Annotated in this window: 13 protein-coding genes; 8 read left to right on the top strand and 5 right to left on the bottom strand. The window is 70.2% G+C overall.

The features are described from left to right. The first annotated feature begins 1 nt into the window (after window position 1). The 5 genes from LZ198_RS01795 (at window position 2) to LZ198_RS01775 (ending at window position 7,812) form a co-directional block, all read left to right on the top strand. The gene (locus tag LZ198_RS01795) at window positions 2-2,113 is read left to right on the top strand and encodes an ABC transporter permease (protein WP_253970084.1); all 2,112 of its coding nucleotides are present in this window, start codon (window positions 2-4) and stop codon (window positions 2,111-2,113) included. 3 nt (window positions 2,114-2,116) lie between these two features. Beyond that, a complete protein-coding gene (locus tag LZ198_RS01790) occupies window positions 2,117-3,418 on the top strand; it encodes an ABC transporter permease (protein WP_253970083.1) in 1,302 nt (433 codons plus the stop codon). A 5-nt stretch (window positions 3,419-3,423) separates the two neighbouring features. Further along, on the top strand, window positions 3,424-4,206 hold the full coding sequence (locus tag LZ198_RS01785; protein WP_253970082.1) for an outer membrane lipoprotein-sorting protein: 783 nt from the start codon (window positions 3,424-3,426) through the stop codon (window positions 4,204-4,206). Further along, window positions 4,203-5,855 carry a hypothetical protein gene (locus LZ198_RS01780; protein ID WP_253970081.1) on the top strand — a complete coding sequence of 551 codons (1,653 nt, stop codon included), beginning with the start codon at window positions 4,203-4,205 and terminating at the stop codon, window positions 5,853-5,855. The genes LZ198_RS01785 and LZ198_RS01780 overlap by 4 nt, the downstream gene beginning before the upstream one ends. A gap of 172 nt (window positions 5,856-6,027) precedes the next feature. Next, window positions 6,028-7,812, top strand: a complete 1,785-nt coding sequence (locus LZ198_RS01775; protein WP_253970080.1) for a serine-rich family protein — start codon at window positions 6,028-6,030, stop codon at window positions 7,810-7,812. 42 nt (window positions 7,813-7,854) lie between these two features. Here LZ198_RS01775 and LZ198_RS01770 read toward each other — a convergent pair whose 3' ends face one another. Continuing rightward, window positions 7,855-9,309: an LVIVD repeat-containing protein gene (locus LZ198_RS01770; protein WP_253970079.1), complete on the bottom strand. Its 1,455-nt coding sequence runs from the start codon at window positions 9,307-9,309 to the stop codon at window positions 7,855-7,857. Between the two features lie 192 nt (window positions 9,310-9,501). On the opposite strand from LZ198_RS01770, the gene LZ198_RS01765 reads away from it, so the two are divergent. Next, a complete protein-coding gene (locus LZ198_RS01765; protein ID WP_253970078.1) occupies window positions 9,502-12,993 on the top strand; it encodes a tolB protein precursor protein in 3,492 nt (1,163 codons plus the stop codon). A 74-nt stretch (window positions 12,994-13,067) separates the two neighbouring features. Here the strand turns inward: LZ198_RS01765 and LZ198_RS01760 are convergent, their stop codons facing one another. Continuing rightward, window positions 13,068-13,535 (bottom strand): hypothetical protein, encoded by a 468-nt coding sequence (locus LZ198_RS01760; protein ID WP_253970077.1) that lies wholly within the window; start codon window positions 13,533-13,535, stop codon window positions 13,068-13,070. A gap of 321 nt (window positions 13,536-13,856) precedes the next feature. Between LZ198_RS01760 and LZ198_RS01755 the strand changes: the two genes are divergently transcribed. Continuing rightward, a complete protein-coding gene (locus LZ198_RS01755; protein ID WP_253970254.1) occupies window positions 13,857-15,641 on the top strand; it encodes a CotH kinase family protein in 1,785 nt (594 codons plus the stop codon). 74 nt (window positions 15,642-15,715) lie between these two features. Here LZ198_RS01755 and pbpC read toward each other — a convergent pair whose 3' ends face one another. Together pbpC and LZ198_RS01745 are read right to left on the bottom strand one after the other, a co-directional pair. Then, entirely contained in the window at window positions 15,716-18,088 is a 2,373-nt protein-coding gene (pbpC, locus tag LZ198_RS01750; RefSeq protein ID WP_253970076.1) for a penicillin-binding protein 1C, read from the bottom strand. 1 nt (window position 18,089) lies between these two features. Then, window positions 18,090-23,825: an alpha-2-macroglobulin family protein gene (locus LZ198_RS01745; RefSeq protein WP_253970075.1), complete on the bottom strand. Its 5,736-nt coding sequence runs from the start codon at window positions 23,823-23,825 to the stop codon at window positions 18,090-18,092. Between the two features lie 265 nt (window positions 23,826-24,090). Between LZ198_RS01745 and LZ198_RS01740 the strand changes: the two genes are divergently transcribed. Further along, window positions 24,091-24,813, top strand: coding sequence for an RNA methyltransferase (locus LZ198_RS01740; RefSeq protein WP_253970074.1), 723 nt, complete (start codon window positions 24,091-24,093; stop codon window positions 24,811-24,813). On the opposite strand, the gene LZ198_RS01735 is transcribed toward LZ198_RS01740, so the two are convergent. After that, complete coding sequence (locus tag LZ198_RS01735; RefSeq protein WP_253970073.1) at window positions 24,810-25,058, bottom strand: hypothetical protein; 249 nt, start codon at window positions 25,056-25,058, stop codon at window positions 24,810-24,812. The two genes, LZ198_RS01740 and LZ198_RS01735, sit on opposite strands and share 4 nt — an antisense overlap. Window positions 25,059-25,139 lie beyond the last annotated feature (81 nt).

The following is a 25,139-nucleotide window of genomic DNA, read 5'->3' as shown; positions in this document are numbered from 1 at the left end:
CATGGGCGGTCACCTCCGGTTGTTGATGCAGGTGGCGTTCCGCAACCTGTTCACCAGCAAGATCAACCTCCTCATCGGCGGCATCATCTTCTTCGGCACCCTGCTGGTCGTGGTGGGCGGCGCGCTGCTCGACAGCATGGACGACGCCATGAGCCGCAGCATCATCGGCAGCGTCGCCGGCCACCTCCAGGTCTATTCGGACGAGTCCAAGGACAACCTCAGCCTCTACGGCGACTGGAGCGGCGAGCCGGACCTCACGGTGCTGGACGACTTCAGCCGCCTGAAGCCCGTGCTGGAGAAGCACCCCAACGTGAAGACGGTGGTGCCCATGGGCACCAGCGGCGCGATGATCACCTCCGGCAACACGGTGGACCTGACGCTCGCCCGGCTGCGCGACCTGTACAAGCAGCGCGCGCAGAAGGGCGAGTCCCCCGCGCTGCGCGAGGGCATCGACAGCGTCAAGGCGCACGTGCAGCAGATGGTGGCGCTGATGGAGCAGCAGAAGGACAAGAGCCGGGAGCTGCTCAGCGACGCGGCGGTGGACCCACAGGAGACCGAGGCCCTGGCCCGCGCCCGCTCGGACGCGTTCTGGAACGGCTTCGAGCAGGACCCGTTCGGCTCGCTGGAGTTCCTGGAGAACCGCATCGCCCCGCAGCTCCCGGACGGCGACCTGCTGGACCTGCGCTACGTGGGCACGGACCTGGACGCGTTCCAGAAGTCCTTCGACCGGATGGAGATCGTCGACGGGCAGCGCGTCCCGCAGGGCAAGCGCGGCATGCTGATGTCCAAGTTCTTCTACGAGAACTTCCTCAAGCTGAAGTCCGCGCTGCGCCTGGACAACATCAAGCAGGAGCGCGACGTCAACCACAAGCTCATCGCCGAGGATCCGCAGTTGCAGCGCTGGGTGAAGGAGAACCAGACCCAGACGCGGGAGATCCTCTTCCAGCTCGACCCCATCAAGGCGCGCATCGCCACCGAGCGGCTGCAGAAGGCCCTGGGCAGCCAGGAGGCCTCCCTGGAGAAGCTCCTGTCGGCGTTCTTCACCACCACCGACGAGAACTTCGACGAGCGCTACCAGCGCTTCTACCAGGACCTGGCGCCGCTCTTGGAGCTGTACCGGCTGCGCATGGGGGACCCCATCACCATCACCGCGTTCACCCGCTCCGGCTACGTGCAGAGCGTCAACATGCGGGTCTACGGCACCTATCAGTTCAAGGGCCTGGAGAAGTCCGCCATGGCGGGCCTCATCAACCTGATGGACCTGATGTCCTTCCGCGACCTGTACGGCTACCTCACCGCGGACAGGAAGGCGGAGATCGCCGACCTGCAGAAGGGCAGCGGGCTGCGCGAGGTGTCTCGGGCGGACGCGGAGGAGTCCTTGTTCGGCGAGGGCAGCGGCAACACGCTGGTGGCGGACGCCACCCCAGGCCTCATCGAGGACTCGAAGCCCTTCGAGGGCGGCATGGGCGCGCTGCGGCGGGAGGACCTGGCCGCCCGCGTCTATTCGCAGGATGAAATCGAGAAGGGCGTCGCGCTCAGCGCGGCCGTCATCCTCAAGGACCCGGAGAAGCTCCAGCAGACGCTGCAGGAGCTGAAGCAGGCCGGCACGGACGCGGGGATGAAGCTGCGCGTGGTGTCGTGGCAGACGGCCGCGGGCTTCATGGGGCAGTTCGTGCTGCTGGCGAAGATGGTGCTGTACTTCGCCGTCTTCATCATCTTCGTGGTGGCGATCGTCATCATCAACAACGCGATGATGATGGCCACGCTCCAGCGGGTGCGCGAGGTGGGGACGATGCGGGCCATCGGCGCGCAGCGCTCCTTCGTGCTGAGCATGGTGCTGGTGGAGACCGTGGTGCTGGGGCTCGTCTTCGGCGCCGGCGGCGCGCTGCTGGGCAGCGGCATCATGGCGGTCCTCAACAGCGCCGGCATCCCCGCGGGCAACGAGGCGCTGTACTTCTTCTTCTCCGGTCCCCGGCTGCACCCCACCCTGAGCGCCGGCAACCTGCTTGCCGCGTTCGTCATCGTCCTCGTGGTCTCCGCCATCTCCACCCTCTATCCCGCGTTCCTCGCGACCCGGGTCTCGCCCCTCCAGGCGATGCAGACGGACGAGTGAGCCATGTTCCAGCTCTTCCTCATCGCATTCCGAAACCTCGGCACCCACCGGCGTCGCACGCTGCTGCTCGGCGGCGCCATCGCGGGCGTCACCACGCTGCTCGTCATCCTGATGGGGCTGTCCACCGGGATGAAGGAGTCCATGCTCCGCTCCGCCACCACGCTCGCCACCGGGCACGTCAACGTGGCCGGCTTCTACAAGGTCACCGCCGGGCAGGCCGCGCCGGTGGTGACGGGCTACCCGAAGATCATCGAGCAGATCCGCCAGGACGTCCCGGAGCTGGACTACGTCGTCCAGCGCGGCCGTGGCTGGGCGAAGCTGGTGAGCGACACCGCCGCCATGCAGGTGGGCGTCGGCGGCATCGACGTCCAGAACGAGCCGGGCTTCCGGCGCGTGGTCATGGTGAAGGAGGGCTCCCTGGACGCCCTCTCCCGACCGGGCACCCTGCTCATCTTCGAGAAGCAGGCCAAGAAGCTGGGCGTCAAGGTGGGCGACACCCTCACCATCGTCGCGCCCACCATGCGCGGCACCAGCAACACCGTGGACGTGACCGTGGGCGCCATCGCCGCCAACGTGGGGATGATGAGTGACTTCAACGTCTTCCTGCACGCGGCGACGCTGCGCTCGCTGTACCAGCTTCGCGACGACACGACGGGCGCCATCCTCGTCTACCTCAAGGACCTGAGCCAGGTGCCGCACGTCCAGGCGCGGCTGCGACAGAGCCTGGAGAAGGCCGGCCACATCCTCATGGACAACGACCCCCGGGCCTTCTGGTTCAAGTTCGAGGTCGTCAACCGCGAGGGCTGGACGGGTCAGAAGCTCGACATCACCAACTGGGAGGACGAGATCTCCTTCATCAGTTGGACGCTGACGGCGCTCAACAGCCTGACGGGCGTGCTCATCTTCGTGCTGCTGGTCATCATCGGCGTGGGCATCATGAACACGCTGTGGATCGCCATCCGGGAGCGCACGCGGGAGATCGGCACGCTGCGCGCCATCGGGATGCAGCGCCGGCGGGTGCTCCTGATGTTCCTCTTCGAGGCCATGACGCTGGGCGCGCTGGGCACGCTGGCCGGGGCGACGGTGGGGCTCGGGGTGTGCCTGGGGGTCAACGCCGCCAACGTGACCATGCCGGACGTGGTGGCGGTCTTCATCATGTCGGACAAGCTGAACCTGGCGGTGAACGCGGGCTCGGTCATCGGAGCCATGGTGTTCATCACCGGCTGCACGACGCTCATCTCGTTGATTCCCTCCTTCCTCGCCGCGCGCCTCAAGCCCGTGACGGCGATGCACCACATCGGATGACCCACATGAGTCTGAAGACCCTGCTGTCCGCCGCGGTGCTGACCACGGCCCTGCTGTCCGCTCCCGCCGCGCTGGCGCTGGAGCCGGCGGCCATGACGGAGCTGCTGGCGACCATCGACGACCGGCAGCGCAATGGCGGCGACTACAAGGCGCTCGTCTACCTGGAGCAGAAGGAGAAGGACAAGACGGACAACGTGCGCGAGGCGTTCGTGTACCGGCGCGACGCGGACGACAAGCTGATGATCCTCTTCAGCAAGCCCAAGACGGAGGCCGGCAAGGGCTACCTCCGGCTGGACAAGAACCTCTGGAGCTACGACCCCAACGTGGGCAAGTGGGAGCGACGCACGGAGCGCGAGCGCATCGCCGGCACCGACAGCCGGCGCGCCGACTTCGACGAGTCCCGCCTGGCCGAGGAGTTCACCCCCAGCTACGACGGCGAGGGGAAGCTGGGCAAGTACACGGCCCACCGCATGACGCTCAAGGCGAAGGACGGCATGGACGTGGCCTACCCGGTGGTGAAGCTCTGGGTGGACAAGGACTCGAGCAACATCCTCAAGCGCGAGGACTATGCGCTGTCCGGCCGGCTCATGCGCACCGCCCTCTACCCGCGCTGGAAGAAGATCTTCAGTGAGTCCAAGAAGGCCGACGTCTGGTTCCCCGAGGAGATCCGCATCTACGACGAGGTGGAGAAGGCCAACTCCACCATCATCCTCATCAAGTCGGTGGACCTGCGTCCGCTCGAGGCGAACCTCTTCACGAAGGCCTGGCTCGAGAGCAAGAGTCGATGACCCCCCGCACCCTCACGTTGGCCGCGGCGCTGGCCGCGGCCCTCGTCGCCCCGCCCACGCTCGCGCAGGCCGCGCGCCCGGACGAGGACGCCCTCTTCGGTGGAGGCGACGAGAAGCCCGCGCAGGGGGACACGCCCTCCTCCGCGGAGCCCTCCCAGGGCGAGCCGGCCGCGCCGAACCGCCCCAGCGAAGAGGACCTCTTCGGGGGCGACGAGGCGAAGGGCGCGGACGCCCACGCGGCGGGAGAGGCCGCGCGGCAGCAGCCCGCGCTGGTCGTGCCCCCACCCGAGCCCGGGGACCGCGACACGGAGGCCCTGTCCGGGCCGATGACCCGCAGCGCCTTCGACTCCGAGGAGGCGGTGGATGACCCGCTGAAGATCGGCGGCCAGTTCTACCTGCGCGGCTACGCGGCGGCGACGCGGGACTCGTCCTTCGGCGACACCAACTTCGCGGCCCCCACCCTGGTGGACGGCTACTTCGACGCGCGCCCCACCGACCGCCTCCGGGGGTTCGTGGTGGGCCGGCTCAGCTACGACCCGACCATCTCCTCCGCAGGCGTGACGGCCGCGGGCCTGCCCGCCACCGCCAACCCGCGCGTCCTGCTGGACCAGGCCTGGCTGCGCTTCGACATCGACCGGACCGTCTTCCTCACGGTGGGCAAGCAGCACGTGAAGTGGGGCACGGGGCAGATCTGGAACCCGACCGACTTCCTGTCTCCCCAGCGGCGCAACCCGCTCGCCTTCGTGGACCTGCGCACGGGCGTCTACATGGTGAAGGCCCACGTCCCCTGGGAGGCCCGGGGATGGAACGTCTACGCCATCGCCGTGCTGGACGAGCTGAGCTCGGACTCGGGCGCGCTCATCGACAACGCGGGCAATCCCACGAACGCTCCGGCGGAGAAGCCCGTCAACAGCCTCGGCCGCATCGGCGGAGCCCTGCGCGCGGAGGTCGTCCTGGGCCCCGCGGAGCTGGGCCTCAGCGCCGTGGCCCAGCGCGACCGCAAGCCGCGCTTCGGCTTCGACCTGTCGTCGGCGCTCGGGCCGGTGGACGTCTACGGCGAGCTCGCGCTCAAGAACAGCACCGACAGCCCGCTGTACCGGCTCCCGGAGGGCGCCACCGTCGATGACATCATCACGGAGCCGGCCCAGGTGGAGGAGTACTTCCCCTCGGGGCTCACGCCGCAGGTCACCGGTGGCGTCAGCTACAGCCTGAAGTATGGGGAGAACGACGTCGCGGTGCTGGGGCTCGAGTACTTCTACAACTCGACGGGCTACACCAGCGCCATCGGCTATCCGTTCCTGCTCTACCAGAACGCGTTCCAGCCGCTGTACGCGGGGCGCCACTATGGCGCGCTGTATCTCTTCCTCGACCGACCGGGCTCGCTCGAGCGGACGAGCTTCAACGTCTTCACCCTCTCGAACCTCTCGGACAAGTCGTACATCACCCGGCTCAACATGACGCACCGGGTGCTGAGCTATCTCACCGTCGAGGCGTACGGCGCCGTGCACTACGGACACGAGGGCGGCGAGTTCCGCTTCGGTGGCTTCTCCGTACCGGAGCGGCGGATCAACGACAACCTGACGATTCCGGGGTACTCGTTGTCGGTGCCGACGTTCGAGCTGGGCGCGGGACTTCGCATCGCCATCTGACGCCGCGGAAGTGGATGCATCGCATGGGGCCGCGCTTCCCTCTCGGGGGGCGCGGCCTCGTCGCGTTCGGGGAGATCGAGCGCCCGGGGACGGGCTGGCCCCCGAGCAGCCCGTCGAGCGCCATCCCGCGCTGCGAGGTGCCGGAGAATCCAGGAGTGAACACCCTTGCGACATGTCACCGTGGATTGCCCTCGCCGCTGGTTTGAGCCTCGGACAGGTCTCGGGGCAGACGACCTATCCCTCGCCGCTGGATCCGAACAATCGCGACCCGGCGGCGACAGCGCTTCGCAACGCGAACCAGCAGGCCGCCGAGGAGGCGGAAGGCGCCTGGCTGCCGCCCAACTACACGCTCCAGGGAGGCGAATCCGCCGCCCCCTACGCCGGCGGCCCCTACTACAACATCACCCCGGTGCTCCCGAACGGTGATGCCCCCGCCAGCTCCGGCGATGTCGCCGTCGAGGAGACCTACCCCGTCTATTCGCCCATTCCCTCGGCGAACGAGGCCCGCTCGGCGCAGGGCTCCGAGGAGGCGACTGGAGGCGGAGGGTACGCGGGGACGGGGCAACAGCCGCTCCCGACCGAGGCCTACCCCACTTCGAACTCGTACCCGTCTCCAGCCGAGACCGGCACGGGTGACGAGACGGCCTCCGGCTACACGTCTCCCTACGCCGCGACCTCCGAAGCCGAGGGCCCGGCGGAGGGTTATCCGGACGTTCCCCCCAGCGACTCGGACACCGGGGAGACGGACGACATCAGCGCGGCGCAACAGGGACCTCCCGCGGGCACCCCTGCCCCCGCTGCCGGAACGGGCGGAGGCGCGCAGTACGGCACGTCGAACGACCAGGGCAACACCGACGGCACCGGCACATCGAACAGCACGTCCGCCGATCAGACCAGCGTCGGTGGCGCGGGCACCTCACAACAAGGCGCTTCGTCCTCGGATACTAACGACACGGGCAGCGCAGGGTCGACTCAGCAGAGCGCTTCACCCTCGGACACGAGCGGTTCGCCCTCCGCACCGTACGACACGAACGGCACCGGCGGGTCGGGGGCGGCACCGCAGGGCGCTTCGTCCTCGGACATGAGTGGCACAGGCGGCTCGGGGGCGTCTCAGCAGAGTGCTCCGTCCTCGGATACGAGTGCCACCGGCGGCTCGGGGTCGACTCAGCAGGGCGCTCCGTCCTCGGATACGAGTGCCACCGGCGGCTCGGGGGCGTCTCAGCAGAGTGCACCGTCCTCGGACACCAATGGCACGGGTGGCTCGGGGTCGACGCAGCAGCCGGCGTCCTCCACGTCTCCGAACGACACGGGGAACGCGGGCACCTCCGCGGCCCCGAGCGGAAACACCTCCACGCCGGAGAACGGGAATGGCACGGGGGGGGCCGGCTCCGCCTCCACGACGAGCACGAACGCCAACGTGGGCTTCGGCGGCGCCGAGCCCGCCGCGACGGGCGACACCACCTCTCAACAAGAGGCCGAACTGAAACGGCTGCGCACCCAGGTGGAGCAGATGGAGGCGGAGCAGAAGGCCCGGAACGAGCAGCTCGACCAGTACTCGCAAGCCACCCAGCAACAGGTCGACACCTTCGGCGAACGCGCCGCAGAGACGGAGACCGCCCGGCAGGGCCGACTCTCCGACCTCCAGGCCGCCGGCGAATGGATGCTCGCCGCGGATGCCGCGCTCCAGCAGGGGGAGGACGACGTCGACAACGCGCTCGATATCGCCGACAGCGCCTTCGCCAACATCCGCGACAGCGCCGCGCAGTACGGTCAGGGCAGCGTCATCGTCCACGCCGACCGCGCCCGCGCCCAGCTCAACCTCGCTCGAGACGCCGCGGGCCGCAGCGACACCTACGCCGCGCGACTCGCCCTCCAGAACGCGGGCTACGAGCTCGCCCAGGCGCGCGGCGCCACCCTGGGCAGGTCCGGGACCGGCAACTCCCTGCTCAACCCCTGAGCCCGCACCGGGGCGCCTCTTCCGCGAGGCGCCCCGCCTTCTTCAGTTCGTCTCGCGGAAGATCATCAGGCCACGCGACGTCTCCGTCGCGTAGATGTAGCCGTCGCCGGGAACGGTGATGTTGCTCAGGCCCTCGAAGAACGACAGGCCGCGCCCCGTGTCCGCCTCACGCCAACTGTTGTAGTACCCCACCTGCCGCGGCATGCTCGGGTTGCTCACGTCCAGCACCCGCAGGCCGTCCTGGTAGTACGCCACATACAGCTTCGTGCCCGACAGCGTCGCCGTCGCGATGGAGACCTGCGGACGGATGCTGAACCCACCCACCTGGAGCACGCTCGCCGCGTTGCCCACGTCGAGCACGCTCACGTGCGCGCCCCAGTCCTCACCCGCGTCGAAGGCGTACGTGCGACCGTTGATCACCCCCACCGTCGCGGTGCGAGAGGTGCTCCCCGCGAAGCGCCCCAGCAGCTTCGGATCCGCCGGGTTGGTCGCGTCCGACACCGAGAGACCGAACGTCCAGTTGCTCACGTACAAGCGGTTGTTCAGCACCGCGACGTCCATCGGGAGTTCGCCGTTGGCGGGCAGCGCGCCGTCGACGTAGTACCGGTCGATGAGCTTGGGCTGGGTCACCGTCGTCAGGTCGAAGATGAGCACCTCGCCATTGGGCGAGGACGACGCGGCGTAGAGGGTGTTCCCGTCGATCGCCAGCGAGGTGGTCGCCAGGGCCACCGACGTGTCCGGCACCGAGCGGACGCGCGCGGGCGCCTTCGGATCCGTCACGTCGAACACCACGACGCCCACCTTCTGGCTGGCCACGTACAGCGTCGAGCCCCGCACGAGCAGGTCGTTGTACGCGTCGTCGGAGGGCTTGGCCGTCGCCACCCTCGTCGGCTGCGCGGGGTTGCTCACGTCATAGACCAGGAGCCCCTCCGTGCCGGCCGCGAGGTACGCATAGCCCCCAGCGACCGCCACCGCGCGCGCCGCGCCCGCCGTCAGCGCGGCCTCACCCACCAGCTCCACACCCGAGGCCTCCGTCTCCTCGCCGTTGCGACCGACACGCATCGCCTCGAACGTGCCCTGCAGGTCCATGGAACCGTCGACGCAGCGACGGAACACACCGGTCATCTTCCCCGCGCCATCCGCCTCGCACGCCGCGAAGGCGAAACGCAGCGTGCGGTCGTACGTGTCCATCACGTCGCTGGCCAGATACACGGTGTCCTGGGAGATCTGCTGGTCCGTCACCGCCAGCCCCAGCACCTTCGCCCCGGTCCCACCCGCGCCCGACAACTTGAACGCACCCGCGGAGCCGCTTCCGTCCGACAGCTCGACGTTCACGTTCCACACGCCCGTGGGCTGAACGCCCGCGAGCGTCGAACGCTGACAAGAGGACAGGTTGATGGCTTCGACATGACACTCCCGCTTGTCTTTGGAGTTGTCATCCTTGCCGCAGCCCAGGACCAGGACCAGCGTGCTGCTCAGTACGAAGAAGCGTCTCATGGCCCGCATCCATACCGGGCGTCGGCACTCAACGAAAGCCCTACTCTCTTCCCCGGAGGGCGGGCACGAACGACCCCCGCCCGGCAAGTAAACCGAAGGAAATAAACCAGGCGCTTGTGTACGCTCGCTCCCCGGAGCGAGCCTCCCCAGAAGTCCCTGCCTCGCTCGCCTACCACCCAAGAGGTGACCCCCGTGAACCCCCGTCTCCTCGCCGCAGCCGCGCTGGCCATGCTCGTACCCGAGCTGGCGCTGGCCCAGGTCTTCGTCGTGCCGCGCCGGCCAGGCAAGACCCCGGTGAACAGCTTCGAGTTCGCCTGGCGGCACGTCGACATCCTTGTCGGCCCGGAGGCCACCGGTGAGGCCAAGCCGCCGGACAGGACCGCCCACGACCAGCCGCCCGGTGCCCCTCCGGGCGCCCCCACCACCGAACCGCAGGCGAGCACCCCCGCCGCGCCCCCCTCCAGCCTGGCGCCCGAGGCACGTCCCCAGGCCGCCCTGCCCTCCACCGCCGAGGACGCGGGCACGCCCGCCGCGGTGGCCGGCGCGAATGACGACGCGGGCACGCCACGCCTGGGCGCGCTGGCCAGTGATGGCGGCAGCGACGGCGGCACCTCGCTCGCGGGCAACGTGTTCGACACGCCCGCGGACGGCGGCACGAGCGACGGTGGCTTCAACTACACGTACGCGAAGTCGCTCGGTACGAAAGCGGGCGGTGTGCGCTTCTACTTCTACGAGCGCGAGCGCGTGGTCGCCGAGCGCGCCGCGCCGCTCATCGAGGAGGCGTACCGCTACCTCGTGAACGAGTTCCAGTACGTCCCCACCGAGACGTTCCCGTACATCCTCTACAGCAGCTACCAGGAGTTCCTGCAGACCAACCTCTTCCCGCTGTCGGAAGGGACGCTGGGTGTCACGAGCACGGAGGACCTGAAGCTCACGCTGCCGTACCTGGGGGACCACCGCCTCTTCGAGGAGATCAGCACCCACGAGATGGCGCACCAGTTCACCATCCAGAAGACGCGCACCGTGGCCCAGCAGGCCAAGGTGTTCGGGGACCCGCTCCAGTCCATGCCGCTGTGGTTCATCGAAGGTCTCGCCGAGTTCTACGCCAAGCGAGGCATGGACCCCGAGGCGGAGATGCTGGTCCGCGACCTGCTGGTGAACCCGGACCTGTACAAGGGCTACGCGTTCCTCGACTTCTTCTCCCCCGGCCCCTACGGCTACCTGTGGATCTACAAGGTCGGCCAGGTGCGCGTGGCGTTCATGGAGGAGGAGTACGGCAAGGGCTTCACGCAGCGGGTGCTCGAGGAGTCGCCGCGGCTGGCGGGCGGCTCGAAGGATTCGCCGTCGCTCAAGTTCGAGGAACTGCTGGAGCGGCTCACGGGCGACGACCCCAAGCGCCTGTCCGCGCGCTTCGAGAACTGGCTGAAGCGCCGCGCGTACAAGTCGTACCTGGGTTCGGAGCAGTCCGCGCCGGCGCTGGACCTCCTGGACAAGGCGCCCGGCTACATCACGTCCTTCACCACCTCGCCCGACGGGCAGGTGCTGGCGATGCGCACCATCGTCCCGGAGACGGGCGAGAGCCGGCTGTACCTGATGGACCCGCGCGTGCCGGACAAGACGGTGAAGGTGGCTGGAGACGGTGTGCCGGGCGTGGAGTCGCTGCACCCCATCTCCGGACGCAGCTTCGCGTTGTCCAAGGACAAGCTGGCCTTCGTCGCCGAAATCACCGGGCGCGACATCATCTACGTCCAGGACTACGTCCACTCCGCGGAGAAGCGCGCCAACGACGTGCTCGTGCGCCGCAACCCCATCCGCACCGGCATCGACCGGGAGGTGGGCACGTCGGTGAAGCTCGAGCTGGGCGAGCGCAAGGCGTACCGCATCGACAAGCACGGCTTGCTGGCGGCGTACTCCCCCGCCATCTCCCCGGATGGGCGGTACGTGGCCTTCATCGGCATCCAGGACGAGGGCCTGCGGGACATCTACGTCATCGACCTGAACGCCAGCACCGACGCCAAGCCGCTGCAGCTCACCGACGACGTGTTCTCCGAGCGTCAGCTCACCTGGGGCCCGTCCGGCATCATCTTCACGTCGGATGCGACGTCACACCGCATGTTCAACCTGTTCCGCGTGAAGCTGGACGCGCCGCGACAGGTGGAGCGGCTGACCAGCGAGGAGCGCGACCACGCGGACCCGGTGGCCCTCGCGGATGGCCGCGTGTTCTTCACCGCCTTCAACAACAGCAGCTCCGACCTGCACGAGCTGATGGCGGATGGCCGCATCGTCCGCCGCACGGACCTGACGACCGGCGTCTTCGAGCCCGCTCCGGGGCCGGAGGGCAGCCTGTGGATGTTGTTCCACGTCTCCGGTGAGCGCCGCCCCGCGGTGCTGCGCCCGCCGCGCATGCTCGCGCTCGACGTGGCTCCGGAGCCTCCGCCCGAGCCTCCCAACCCGCTGGCGGTGCGGCCGCTGACGGACGCCACGGCGTACCGTCCGCTGTCGCGGCAGAACCTGGAGTTCGGTCCCATCTTCGGCTTCGCGGGCGCGGGTGGAGGCGGCTTCGTCGGTCAGTTGTTCGCCGCGGCCAGCGACCGCATGCGCGACCACCAGTTCGTCCTCACCCTGGCGGTGTACGGCAGCTTCGACCTGACGGACGGATACCTGCTCTACATCAACGACGAGGGCCGCACGACGTGGGGCGGGGGTCTGTTCCAGTCGCTGCGCTTCCGCGACGACCAGACCTTCAAGGGGCTGCCCGTCTTCTTCACGTCCGGCGAGCGCTTCTTCGGCGTGCTCGGCAGCATGCGCTATCCGTTGAGCACGTTCCTGTACCTGCAAGGCGACCTGAGCCTGGGTGGCACCAAGTACTTCCTGGACGACCCGACCGAGTTCTACCTCTTCTTCCCCGAGCGCAACCTGGCCAACCAGGAGCTGCTGTCGCAGTGGAACGCGCGCAACCGCAAGGTGCGGTTCCAGACCGAGCTCAGCGGCCAGGTGGGCTACGACAGCCTGAAGTACCACTACGCCACGGGCCCGCTGTCGGGCAGCTCCGCGCTGCTGGAGGTGACGGTGGGCGTGCAGCCCTTCGACGACGAGGCGTACGGCAACCTGCGCCTGGACGTGGAGCGCTACTTCCCCATCTACGGCCGCACGAACGTCTTCGTGCGCGGCGGCGCCGGGACCACGCTGGGCGGCCGTTACGCGCGCTCCTACTTCCTGTCGTCCTTCGACACGCTGCGCGGCGTGAACTTCGGCGACGAGAGGTGGCTGCTCGGCCGCAACTTCTTCTACTCCACCATGGAGCTGCAGCTCCCGCTCAACGACATCATCCGGGTCGCCTTCCTCAGCGACCTGGAGGCGGTGGCGGGCCTCGACTTCGGCGGCGTGGGAGATGGTTCGAGGGACCTGTGGAACCACCGCGTGCTCGACGCGGCCATCGGCGTCAACGTCGCGCTGGGCCCCCTGCTCCTGCGCCTGCACTTCGCCCGGCCCATCAACATCGGCGCGCCGGAGGGGAAGCCGGACCCTGGCTGGGTGACGAACTTCTCGCTCGGCATCGCCGGCCTCAACGGCTTCTTCGACCAGGGCAACACGGGAGCCAACGGTGGCGGCGCCGCGCCGCAGCCCATGTCGCCCGCGTTGATGCCGGCCGTGGGCGGGGGCTACACCGGACCTCGTCACTGACGAGGCCGGACACGAGCGCCCCCCTGCCCGCCCACCGTGCCGGGCAGGGACGCTCGCGGGGGGGAATGCGCCGCTCAGGACTGGGCCGCGACGAGCGCCGCGTTGGCGCGCGCCATGGGGCCTCCGTCGTTGGGGATTCGCTCGAAGTCGCCGCGCAGCGCCTTGATGGCGAACTTCTCCAGGTCGATCTCCCGGCGCGTGCGGATGCCCAGCGCGCGCAGCGGCCCGGACAGCGGACCGAAGCCGAAGACGGCGTGCTGGACCAGCAGCCCGCAGGCGACGCCGGCCAGCGCGCGCCACCTGCCGCCGTCCCGGCTCCCGAGCAGCAGGCCGAGCGCGCCCAGCGCCGACGCCCCCACCATGACGGCGCGGTTGAGGTCCCACTCCTTCTCCAGCTTCTGGAGGTAGCGGCTCATCTCCGGGCGGTCCGCGTGCGTCGCCATGTGCCGCACGCAGGCCTCCACGTGCGCGTCGATGCGACGGTTCACCATCAACGGCGTGTGGATGCGAGCCGAATCGGCTGACTGGTTCCAGGTCTCCATGGCGGGCGTCTCCCCTGTCGCGGCGCTCCTCCACATGAAGCTAGGCCCGACACCCCGAGGCGGGAACGGTGCGAGCGGACTCCCCGCCCGCCCGCCTGCCCCTCGGGAGGCACACGACCACCTCCCACCCGGGGCCGTGGCCCGACACACGGGCCGACGGGTCCACTGCCCTTCAGGGTGGTGAGACTGACCGACTCATGAAGGGCAAACCCTTTCATCGTCCGGACCCGACGATGCGCCTCGAAGGGGGTTGCTCCGTCCATTCCCCGACACGGTGAGTTCAGGTGCGACGAGGCACGCGCCTTGCTCAGTCGTCCCGCGATGACACGCTCACGACTCTTGTTCTGTCTTCCCGTGATGTGGCTGTGGGCTTGTGGCAACGGGACCACGACGCAGGTCGAGGAACCGACTCCGCAGGTGGAGAATCCGTCCGCCCCCGAGGCGCCCGTGGATCCACCGCCCGTGGACCCGCCCCCCGTGGATCCACCGCCACCCGTGGACCCACCGCCGGTGGAGCCGCCGCCGGTGGAGTCGGAGGTGGAGCGCGTCTTCAAGCTGCCCGCGCTCCAGACGTCCGTGCCGGAGTACGAGCTCATCATCCCCGAGGAGGCGATGAAGCTCTTCGCAGAGGACCTGTATGCACCGGAGCAGGACGCCGTCTTCAAGGCCGGAGGCACGGTGTACGCGGTGAAGGTGCGGCTGCGCGGCGCGTCCGCGCGCACCTTCCCGAAGAAGAGCTGGAACGTCAGCTTCGAGAAGAACGCGCGCTTCCAGGGGCGCACGTCCCTCAACCTGGTGGCGGAGTACGCGGACGCGTCGATGCTGGCGGAGAAGATGGCCTTCGACCTGCTCGCCGCGATGCGCGTCCCCGCCTCCAAGGCGACCTTCGTCCGGCTGAAGATCAACGGCCACTCCGAGGGCGTCTTCCTCGAGATCGAACAGGTGAACAAGGCCTTCCTCAAGGCCCATGACTTCGCGGACGACGACGCGACCATCTACCGGTGCGGCTGGAAGGACTGCGAGTTCAAGACGTGGCAGGTGCCCTACCAGGGGGACTGGACGAAGAAGACGAACGAGCAGCAGCCGGACGACGAGCTCCTCGCCATGCTCGACGTCATCAACCACACGCCGGAGCCCGACTTCGCGCGGACGTTGGACAAGCACCTCCAGTTGGAGCACTACCTGCGCTCCATGGTGTTGGACGCGCTCATGTCCAACAACTACGTGGAGGACTCGGAGAGCTACTTCCTCTACGACCGGGCGGTGGCGAAGTGGTCCTACGTCCCGTGGGATTTGAACAACGTGGACGCGCGCTGGTGGTACCCCGTCGCCGTCGAGGACATGCGGCTGAGCAGCAACAACATGCGCCACCCGCTGTTCAACTTCACCCTCACCGACGCGTGGGTGGAGAAGATGTACCTGCAGCGCAAGTCGGAGACGCAGGCCTATCCGGGCTATCTGCCCGTGTTCTCCAACCTGGGCACCCGGGTGCTGCTGAACCCCGAGCTGCGCGAGCGGCTGGGTGAGCGGCTGGAGAAGGCGCTCGACGAGCTGTTCACCTCCGCGGTGATGGACCCGTACATCGACGCGCTCCACAAGCTCATCGAAACGCCCATGCGCGCGGACCCCTACATGGATTACGGCCGCTTCGCGGCGGGCCGCGACTACCTCAAGCGCTACGTGAAGGAGCGCCGCGCCTTCGTGGAGAACGAGTGGAAGCGCATGGGCGCCCTGGACTCGACGCTGGTGTTCGAGGCGTTCGACCCGCGCGCGGGTTGGGTGGAGGTGGGCAACCGGGGCACGGCGCCCGTGTCGCTCGGGGGCATGGTGCTGACCACCAACCTGCGGGTGAGCCTGGCGCACAGCGACCACACGCCCACGCAGGTGCGCACGCCCGTGGGCGCGGTGCTGCCCGCGGTGACGGTGCCTCCCGGGAGGCGCGTGCGGCTGAAGACCTCGGAGCTGGGAATCCAGCTCGCCCCGCGGGGGGAGCTCGGCCTGTTCGACGGGAAGTCCGTGGTGGGCGTGAAGGACCTGCTCTTCTACGGCCAGCTGGCCACCGGCCAGCAATACGAGCGCGGCGCGCGGGGCTGGGAGGTGCGCTGACGCCCGGGCCACCGGACACAGGACGGGAGGAGAGGAAGGCCCCGGGGACGTGAGCGTCCGGGGCCTTCTTCGTTTCAGCGTCGCTCGCGGACCACCACGGTGCGCTTCGAGGTGAGGCCCCGGTCGTCCGTCACCAGGATTTCGTGCGTGCCCGGAGAGGGCGTCCACCACACGCGCTCGTCCGCGCGCGCGCTGGCCAACAGCGCCCCGTCCACGAACCAGGACAGCACACGCTCGTGGGAGGCCTCCGCCTCCAGCGGCACCTCCTGCTGGTCCGGCGCCACGCCGGGGATGAGCAGCACCACGTGGCCCGCGGACGGCGAGACGATGCCTGGCGCCACGCGCGCGCCCCCGGGCTCGCACCCCGGCGCGGCCGAGGGCGGCTCCGGCAAGCGGCGATGCTGCTCCTCCAGCCAGCGGCGGATGGTGGCCGGCCAGGTGACGAACACCCGCGACTCCGTCTTGCGCCCCGCCCTGCACGCGGGCCCCACGGCGAGCCCCGAGGCGACGTCCACCTCCACCCGCTGGTGGTAGGGGCACGACTGGGTGGGCACGGCCTCGCGGCGCGCGAAGACGTGCTTGCGCTGGGGGCACGCCTCCGTCGGCAGGTGCCCGGAGTACGCGCACACCTCCACGCGGATGAGGTCGGCCGGCGGATGGAGCTCCGACTCCGGCACCTCGGTGCCCTTCGGTCCCACGCCCTCGAGGATGTCGAACAGGAGCGGCGCCGCGGACTCCGCGCCCACCAGGTGCACGCTGGGCGAGTGGTCGAAGTTGCCCAGCCACACCACCGCCGTGTGCAGCGGCCCCGAGCCGGCCGCCCACGCGTCCCGGTTGCCGAAGCTGGTGCCCGTCTTCCAGTGCACGCGGGCGGGCATTCCCGTCAGTCGACGTCGCTCGGGGAAGTCCGGCCGGTCGCGCAGCGACAGCGCCTTGCGCGTCAGCCACGCCGCGCCCGGGGACACCACCCGCGCGGGCTCGCTCGCGGTGGCCCCGTCCGCCAGCAGCCGCAACGTCCGCGCGCGGCCATCTCCCGCGAGCGCCACGTACAGCCCCGCCAGCTCCAGGGGTGTCACCTCGATGCCCCCCACCGCCGCCGACAGCCCGTAGTACCCCGGCTCCGGCACCAGGCTGGTGACGCCCGTCGAGCGCAGCGCCGCGAGGAAGCGCTCCACGCCGAGCCGCTCCAGCAGCCGCACGAAGGGCGTGTTGAGCGACTGGGAGAGCGCATACTCCATCCGCACCAGCCCCTGGAAGCGGCCGTCGAAGTTCCTCGGGGCATAGCCCCCGTACGTCATGGGGATGTCCGCCACGAGCTGCTCCGAGCCCACCAGGCCCTGGTCGATGCCCATGGCGTACAGGAGCGGCTTGAGCGCGGAGCCGGGCGAGCGCGGGGTGGCGAAGCCGACGATCTGACCGCCGTGCGCCTCGTCGAAGAAGTCGAAGTTGCCCACCAGCGCGAGCACGTCCCCGCGCTCGCGGTCCACCACGATGGCCACGCCGTTGTGGATGCCCCGGGGCTTCAGCTCGCGCGACGCATCCCGCATGAGCCGCTCCACCAGCCGCTGCGTGCCCTGCTCCAGCGTGGTGCGCAGGCGCGGCGCGTCCGGCCGCTGGGCGCGCAGCCAGACCGCCACATGGGGCGCGTCACGCGGGAAGGCCACGAGCTCGTCGGGTGCCCGCGTGGCGCGCACCTCGGCGAGGACCTGCGCCGGCGTGACCTGCGCGTCGTGAGGCCCCCGGGGCAGCGCGTCCGCGTCCAGCAGCCGGCGCGCGACGTCGTCACGGGCCGCCGTCAGCCGCTCCACGTTGGCGGACACCGGGAAGCGACGGTTGGGGTTCTGCGGCACCGCCAGGAGCGTGGAGATCTCCGCCGGACTCAGGTGGGCGGCCGTGTGGCCGAAGTACGTCAGCGCCGCGGCCTCCACGCCCTCCACGTTGCGGCCGTAGGGGACGAACTGGAGATAGGCCGCGAGCACCTCCTGCTTCGACAGCCGCAGCTCGAGCTGGAGCGCCCGGAAGGACTCCACCACCTTCGAGCCGAAGGTGCGGGGCCGGGGCTCGAGCATCCGGACCAACTGCATCGTCAGCGTGGACGCCCCCGACACGCGCCGCCCACGCGTCACGTTGAGCAGCGCGGCGCGCGCCACGGCCAGGGGGTCCACGCCCGGGTGCGTGAAGAAGCGCTTGTCCTCCAGCGCGAGCAACGCCCGGAGGTAGGCCGGGTCGATGCGCTCCGTCGAGGTGGCGATGCGCCAGCGCTCGTCCGGCGCGAGGAAGACGTGGGCGGGCGTGCCGTCCCGGTACTCCATCACCACCGACGGTGGCGCGTGGAGCCGGGCCGGCAGCGGCACCCACCAGGCCAGGCCCACCCCCACCGCCGCGAGGGCCAGCAGGGCCCCCGCGGCGAGGGTGAACCTCTTCACGATGCGGCGGGAACGACGCATGTCAGAGCAGGCTGTCCTTCCACGGACCGGACACCTGCACCGTGCCGCCCGCCGCGCGCGCCCACTGGCGCGGGTCGTACATGGCCTCGACCTCCGCCGTGGGCAGGGTGAAGGCGCCCGCCGTCACCGCGCGCACCGCGTAGACGACCTTCTTCGACTCCCGCGCGTCGAGCGCCCCGAAGACCTCCACCCGGTCGTCCCGGAGGTTGACGTAGTCCGCCGCCCACTGCGACTCCGCGGTGGCCCAGTCCACGCTCCCGCCCCGCCCCAGCCGCGCGTTCTCGATCTCCCAGCCCGCGGGCAGGCGATCCACGAGGGCGATGTTCTGGATGCGCTCGGCCGTCGTGTTCTTCAGCTCCAGCTCCACGTAGATGAGGTCGGCCAGCGCCACCGGAGAAGCGCCCAGGTTCAACGGCGTGCCATCCTGCTCGCGGTAGGTGCGGGTCAGCTCGAGGCCCTCGCCGCCCACGCGCGGCTGGCCGTCGTTGCGCACGCCCTCGCTGCTGAGCACCAGGTACACCTTTCCCTTGTCCCGGCCCTTCAGCTCGAGCGTGAGGCCCTGCCGTTCACTGGCCCGCGCCAGCGCCCAGGTGCGGTCGGACGCGCGCGCATTCTTGTCCTGGACGGGCGTCACCTGCTTGCCGTCCGCCGTCAGCACCGCGGGCGTGAAGTGGGCCGCGCTGTCCTTCACGCGCTTGCCCAGGCCGGTGATGCCCCAGACCAGCTCCTGCGTCGTGTACCAGTTGCTGGAGTGCGTCTCGAGCGCGGACGCCACCATCTGCGCGAGCGGCTCCCCTCCGGCGTCACTGCCGAAGAGGTCCTGGTACGTGCTGAGCATGAAGCCCCGCCGACGACGGTCCGAGTAGAACGACCACGAGTTCCTGCGCTCGTCCGTGACGGGCGACAGGTCGGGGTCGCGCAGCTCCTTCTCGTAGCGACGGTCTCCGGAGAGCCACAGCGCGGCCTTGAGCATGTAGTCCGCCTCGCGCTCCTCGCCGGTGAGGGCCCGCGCCGACGCCTTCTGGGCGAACGTGTCCACCAGCTTCTGGACGCGCGCCTTGCGCCCCTTGCCGCCCAGGGCGAGGACGTAGTGGATGTAGGCCTCCTCGTTCCCGTGGTACCCGTCGTTGGAGCGCGTGCCGCCCTCGTACGAGGCCAGCCGGTTGCCCATCCACGTGAGGGCGTCGTTCAGCCGGTCCTGCGGCACGGTGTACTTGAGCTTCTGCGCGTCCAGCAGCATGTGCGTGGCGTAGGCGGTGCCCCAGTCCACCGGCACCATGCTCCCGGGCCAGTAGCCGAAGCCGCCGGAGGGCGTCTGCATGGACAGCACGCGGTTGATGCCCGCCTGCGCCATCTCCCCCACGCCGTGCCCCTTCGTGAGCGTGGGGTCCACGTCCTCGATGAGCTCCGACACGAACAGCAGCGGGCGCGTGGAGGACGTCGTCTGCTCGATGCAGCCGTAGGGGTATTGCACCAGGTACGACAGGTGCTGGAAGGACTGGCCATAGGGGTTGGCCGTCACCCACAGCGTGGAGCGCTCCGTGGTGGGCACCCACCCCTTGAGGAACTGCGAGACGTCCGTCACGCCGTCCGCCAGCTCGACGCGCCGCACGCGGCGCTCCTTCGGGCCCGAGGGCGACAGCGGCACGTCCAGCGACTCCTTCGACGTGTACCCTCCGCCCTCCACGGTGACGCTCAGCCGCGCGGCGCCCACGGACTGGGTGGCCCTGGCCTGGAAGACGAAGGTGGTGGACTTGCCGTCCTCCACCCGCGCCCGGCCCTCGCTCTTGCCGAGCAGCTTCAGCGGCGACTCGCCGCTCGCGGGCAGCAGCAGCCCGGGCACCGGGAGCATCTGCGCGTCCAGCGTCACCTTCACGTCCTGCGCCTTGCCGGACAGGTTGGTGACGAAGACGGGGACCTGGACCTCATCGTTCTGGGAGAGGAAGCGCGGCAGCGTCGTCTGGAGCACCAGCGGATCCCTCACGAGCACCTGGGCGCTGGCGCGGCCCACGCGCTGCGGCCCGGCCGTCACCGCCATCACCCGCACCGCGCCGCGGTACTGCGGCAGCGTGAAGGGCACGCGCAGCTTGCCGTTGGCCGGCACCGGCACCACGCCGCTCCACAGCGCCACGGGCTTGACCGGCTGCACGCGTCCCGCGGCGCCCCCTTCCGCGTCGCCACCCGTGGAGCGCGAGTTGCCACCCGGCGGCACCAGCAGCGTCCAGCCGATGGTCTCGTAGGTGTCCACGCCCAGCGCGCGCTTGGTGAACAACTGCTTCATGGGGTCCGGGCTCTGGAAGCGCGTGAGCGACAGGATGCCCTCGTCCACCACCGCCACCGTGGCGAAGGAGGGGCCCTCCATGGGGCCCAGCTCGAGCTCGACCGCGAAGGTCTCGTTGGAGCGGACCTCCTTGGGCGTCTTCATCGTCACCGCCTGGGTGTAGTCCACCGGCTCCAGCGTGACGCTGCCCACGCCGAACGCGCGGTCCGGCATGAAGGCCTCGGCCGACTCCAGGTGCGGGTCCTTCACCAGGAAGGCGCTCACGTAGACGTTGGGCGCGAAGACCGAGGGCGTGAAGCTCCACGTCGCCTCGCCGGGCTCCACGCTCTTCCACTCCGTGGCGAGCACGCGGTCCGTCTCCGCCGTGAACAGCACGCGGCCCTTGTAGGGCGCCTTGAGCTTCACCGCGATGGCCTGCCCCACACGACCCTGCGCCGGCAGCGCCAGGTCCAGCGAGGTGGGCTTGAGCGGACGCGGCGTCTGGTCCACGCGCGAGTCCTCGCCCCACCAGTAGTAGCGGCCGTCACCCGCCAGCTCCAGGTCCGTCTGCGCGTTGCCGGAGCGCACGCGCACCAGGTAGCCGGCCGAGTAGCGGCCCGGGGTGATGGTCAGGCTGAAGCGCCCGTCCTTCACCGTCACCGTCTGGCGGCTCTCGCGCTGCGGACGCAGGTAGCGCTGGTAGCGATCATACCCCTCGTCCTCGTCGTAGTAGGAGCCGTACTCCTCCTCGAGCGACACGGCCTCCACCTCCACGCTCCGGGGGGCCTGGGAGGTGAGCAGCTTGCCGTCCCAGTCCACCACCACGCCGTTGACGGTGAACGGCTTGCCCATGCCCACCTTGGACACGTTGGACTGGAGGCCCACGTAGTAGCGCTCCGGGTGGACGGGCGACGAGGCCTCGTTGACGGTGGCGCGTCCGCTGCCGGACTCGAAGACGGAGGCCAGCGCGCTCAGCCGCGCGGCGCCGCGCAGCGCCCCCGTGGCGCCCTGGGACGGGCAGTTGAGCAGCGCCTGGCCCTTGGCGTCGAGCGTGCCCTTCACCGTGCCGAGCGTCACCGGCGTGGGCTCCTTGCCGCCCCGGACCCACAGGCCATAGGTGTACTGGGCGTTCTCCTTCGGCTTGAAGGAGGACGGCACCAGCCGGCAGCTCAGCTCCACCGGGCTGCCCTCGGCCGAGCCGCCGAAGAGGTAGGCCGCCTCCACGGCCACGGGGATCTCCGTGCCCTGCGCGTAGCCGGAGGCCTGCGCCACCTGGGCCGTCACCTTCATGCGCTCGGGGACGAACTCCTCCACGTTGAAGGCGTAGGAGGCCACGTCGCGGTTGGCGACCTTCAGCGCCACGCGGTAGTGGCCCGTGTCCTGGAAGGCCTCGAAGCGCACGTCCAGCGCCACCAGGCCCGCCTCGTTCGTCTGGAGGGTGGCCTTCTTCATCTCGCGCTCGCGCGGGTCCACCACCACCAGCTCCACCGGCATGCCCGCCGCCGGAGCCTTGTCGTCCTGTCCGCGCAGCACGGCGGCCAGGTGCGCGGTGTCACCCGGGCGGTACACGCCGCGGTCCGACCAGATGGAGGCGCGGTAGGCCTTCTCCGACCGGTACGGCTCACCCTGCACGTCCGCGTTGGCGATCTCCGCCTTCAGCTCGTTGTACTTGAGGTACGTCATCTCCTCGCCCTGCCGGGCGATGAGGGCGAACGGCGCGCTGTCGTCCACGCCGGGCGCGGGGACCTTGATGACGCAGCCCTCCGAACCCTTCGTGACGCAGCGACCCACGGACTGCCCGCTCTTCTTCAGGAGCGACACCTCGACGCCGGACACCGGGTCCGTGCTCTCGATGCCCAGCGCCCACACGTGGACCTCGCCGGCCTCGTTCGCGCCGGGCGCGGGGCCCCCGCGCTTGGCGACGAGGCTCAGGTCGGTGAGGAGGATGCGCGAGGCGGCGGACCAGCGGTCGTTCCGGACGGAGACCTCCACGAGGCCCCGCGTGGACGGAGGGACGAGGCTGCCCACGTCCACGTAGGTGGTGACGAGCGTGTCCGGCGTGGACGGGAGCTGGAGCGTCTTGCGCACCAGCACGTTGGAGGTGCGCTCGTCGGCGGACTCCTGGTCGTCGTTGCTCATCCAGAAGACGAGGTTCTCCGGCGGGACGTGGCGGACGACGAGGTCCACGGAGGACAGGTTGAGGTGCTGCAGGGGCAGGTTGCGCCACGCGCTCCGGGGCAGGTAGCGGCCCGTGGACGAGAAGCCCAGTTGCGGCTGGCGCGCGGGCACGGAGACGGCCTTCTCGAAGTCGGAGAGGAGCACGCCGCCGCCCTCGGACATGGCGCCGGACGCGACCCGCACCGAGTAGGAGCCGCGCTTGAAGTCACCGAAGATGCGGAAGCCGCGCCGCGTCTGGGCGATGGAGAACTTCACGGCGGGGGTCAACCGGATGGCGTCCGCCGCCACCGCGTCCGACAGCATGCAGCCCCGGATGTTCGAGTCCCAGTAGTACGAGTCGTATTCGACGTTCTCGCGCGGGCTGGGCGGCGCGTCGCTGGCGACGTCCCGGCAGCTCACCTCCAGGAAGTAGCCGCTGTTGCCCGAGCCCCGGCTGATGCCGGTGATGTCCAGGCGCTTGCCGCCCCGGACCTCGAAGGACGCCTCCGCGAAGGGCGCGGTCTCCGTGCCGCCGGTGGCGGTCTTCAAGCCCGGCTTGAGCTTGAAGGCCACCAGGGTGCCCGCCTTGAGCCCCGGGTGGGTGAACTGCGCGATGACGATGTTGCGGGCGGTGGGGTGGCTCTTCCACTTCACCGAGGCGGCGGAGTTCCCGACCAGGAAGGAGGCGCGGGCCCTCACGGCGTCGACGCCCACCGGTCCGGAGAAGACGACGTCCGCCTCCACCTGGCCCTTGGAGATGTCGAGCTGCTTGGGCACCAGTTGCACGAAGCGGAACGACGGCGTGGTGAACTGGTAGGACCAGGCGCCCTCGGTCGGAGGCTTCACCACGCCCGACGCGGTGCCGAGCGCCTCGAGCGACACCGCGTACTCGGTGTCCGGGAGGAAGCCGGGCGCCTGCGCGGTGAAGGTGAGCGTGGAGTCACTCGTCCACGTCAGGCGGCCCTGGACTCCGGGCCGGACCCGGAGGACGGTCTCCTCCCCCACGCTTCCCCGCGCGAGCACGGGCCGCGACAGCTCGATGACGAGCGTGTCGGGGATGATGCCCTCGGCGGCGACCTCGCGGATGACGGGCGTGAGCGTCTCCACCACGATGGGCGCGGGGGTCGTCGCGCCAGGGCTGCCCGCGTCCTGCGCCGTGGCCGCCGCGGTGGGCGCGGGAGTGCCCGACGGCGTGGGCGTGGTGCCCTGGGATTCCTGCTTGCAAGCGGTGAGCGTCGCGCCCAGCAGCAGCGCAGCGATGAGCCAGCGCGCGCGGGGGGATTGGCTCGGTCCTGGTGTGACGGGGGTCTTCGGACCCATGGTTCCTCCGGAAGGTACGGCCCGTTCTTCATGCGGCGTGCCGAGACGGCACACCCGGTGTGGGGGGATTCTGTGGCTGGTCACCCACGGCCCGGGCGCGTCCCCCGCGCGTCCCCGGACCCACACGGTGTCTGGGGAGCCACACCCGACGTGGGCTCCCGAGCTCCGCGCGAAGCGGTCGGTCGCCACAGGCTATAGGAGGGCCGAGGGGGGCGGTCAACGGCCGAGGGACTCGCGCCGGGAAGGCGCTAAGGTGCCGCGGGTCATGGTGCAGCCCGTCCGTTTCGTCCTGATGCGACCGCGCAACGCGGAGAACCTGGGTGCCGCCGCGAGGGCGCTGAAGAACTGCGGCCTGTCGGACTGGGTCTGGGTGACGCCCGAGGTGGAGGACCTGGCCCCCGCGCGCAGGCTGGCGGTGCACGCCGAGGACGTGCTGGACGGCGCCCGCCGGGCGGCCACCCTGGACGAGGCCGTGGCGGACTGCGTCTGGGTGGTGGGGACCAGCTCGCGCAAGGTCGAGGGCAAGCGCCGGCTGCCGCCCCGCGCCGTGGGGGAGGAGCTGGTGTCCCGCTCGACGCAGGGCACCGTGGCGCTGGTGTTCGGCGACGAGCGCAGCGGCCTGACCAACGCGGAGGTGGAGCGCTGCCACGACCTGTCCGCCGTCCCCACCGCGCCCGAGCAGCCCTCCATCAACCTGGCCCAGGCGGTGCTGCTGTACGCCTACGAGGTGCGGGTGGCCACGCTGGAGAAGACGGCGCCGCCTCCGGGTCCGCTGCCGGTGGCCGCCACGGACACGGAGCTGGCGCAGGTGGAGTCGACGCTCGGCACGGTGCTGACGGAGGGCGGCTTCCTCGTCGACGAGCAGCCCGGGCGCACGGCGCTGAGGGACCTGTTCGCGCCCCTGCGCCGCTCACGCCTCACGCGCAAGGAGGCGCGGCTGTGGCTGGCCGCGCTCCACACCCTGCGCAAGCACCGCGCCGGAGGCTAGGCGGAGCGCGCGGGCCGGCCGTGGCGCCGCGGCCCCCCCGGTCCCGGAGGTGGCCCCCGCCGCTTGCGGGCCAGGCGCACGGCCACCCAGGCGAACACGGCCGCCGCGACGACGAGCAGCGCCACCCAGAGCCAGTAGCCGTGGCCGCTGGCGTTCGCCTGCTGGAGGTCGAGGCGTTCGGGTGCCTGGGCCAGCGCCAGCGCGGGGAGGAGCAGCGCGAGCAGCGGGGATGGGGACGTGCGCATGGGGGTCCTTTCTCCCGGAACCTCCGCACCCCGCGCCGGCGTCACAACCCCGGGCCCTCCCCCGAGGGCCGCCCCGCCCGC

The organism is Myxococcus dinghuensis (assembly GCF_024198235.1).
Lineage (GTDB): Bacteria > Myxococcota > Myxococcia > Myxococcales > Myxococcaceae > Myxococcus > Myxococcus dinghuensis.
The sequence above is the reverse complement of the archived record's forward strand: the minus strand, read 5'-3'. Positions and strand labels throughout refer to the sequence as shown.

What these genes read in the sequence shown, in the direction of transcription:
- LZ198_RS01790 (WP_253970083.1), top strand. Translation starts at nt 2,117, where the DNA reads ATGTTCCAGCTCTTCCTCATCGCATTCCGAAACCTCGGCACCCACCGG.
- LZ198_RS01785 (WP_253970082.1), top strand. Translation starts at nt 3,424, where the DNA reads ATGAGTCTGAAGACCCTGCTGTCCGCCGCGGTGCTGACCACGGCCCTG.
- LZ198_RS01735 (WP_253970073.1), bottom strand. Translation starts at nt 25,058, where the DNA reads ATGCGCACGTCCCCATCCCCGCTGCTCGCGCTGCTCCTCCCCGCGCTG.
- LZ198_RS01760 (WP_253970077.1), bottom strand. Translation starts at nt 13,535, where the DNA reads ATGGAGACCTGGAACCAGTCAGCCGATTCGGCTCGCATCCACACGCCG.
- LZ198_RS01780 (WP_253970081.1), top strand. Translation starts at nt 4,203, where the DNA reads ATGACCCCCCGCACCCTCACGTTGGCCGCGGCGCTGGCCGCGGCCCTC.
- LZ198_RS01745 (WP_253970075.1), bottom strand. Translation starts at nt 23,825, where the DNA reads ATGGGTCCGAAGACCCCCGTCACACCAGGACCGAGCCAATCCCCCCGC.
- LZ198_RS01795 (WP_253970084.1), top strand. Translation starts at nt 2, where the DNA reads ATGGGCGGTCACCTCCGGTTGTTGATGCAGGTGGCGTTCCGCAACCTG.
- LZ198_RS01755 (WP_253970254.1), top strand. Translation starts at nt 13,857, where the DNA reads ATGACACGCTCACGACTCTTGTTCTGTCTTCCCGTGATGTGGCTGTGG.
- LZ198_RS01775 (WP_253970080.1), top strand. Translation starts at nt 6,028, where the DNA reads ATGTCACCGTGGATTGCCCTCGCCGCTGGTTTGAGCCTCGGACAGGTC.
- LZ198_RS01740 (WP_253970074.1), top strand. Translation starts at nt 24,091, where the DNA reads ATGGTGCAGCCCGTCCGTTTCGTCCTGATGCGACCGCGCAACGCGGAG.
- LZ198_RS01770 (WP_253970079.1), bottom strand. Translation starts at nt 9,309, where the DNA reads ATGAGACGCTTCTTCGTACTGAGCAGCACGCTGGTCCTGGTCCTGGGC.
- pbpC (WP_253970076.1), bottom strand. Translation starts at nt 18,088, where the DNA reads ATGCGTCGTTCCCGCCGCATCGTGAAGAGGTTCACCCTCGCCGCGGGG.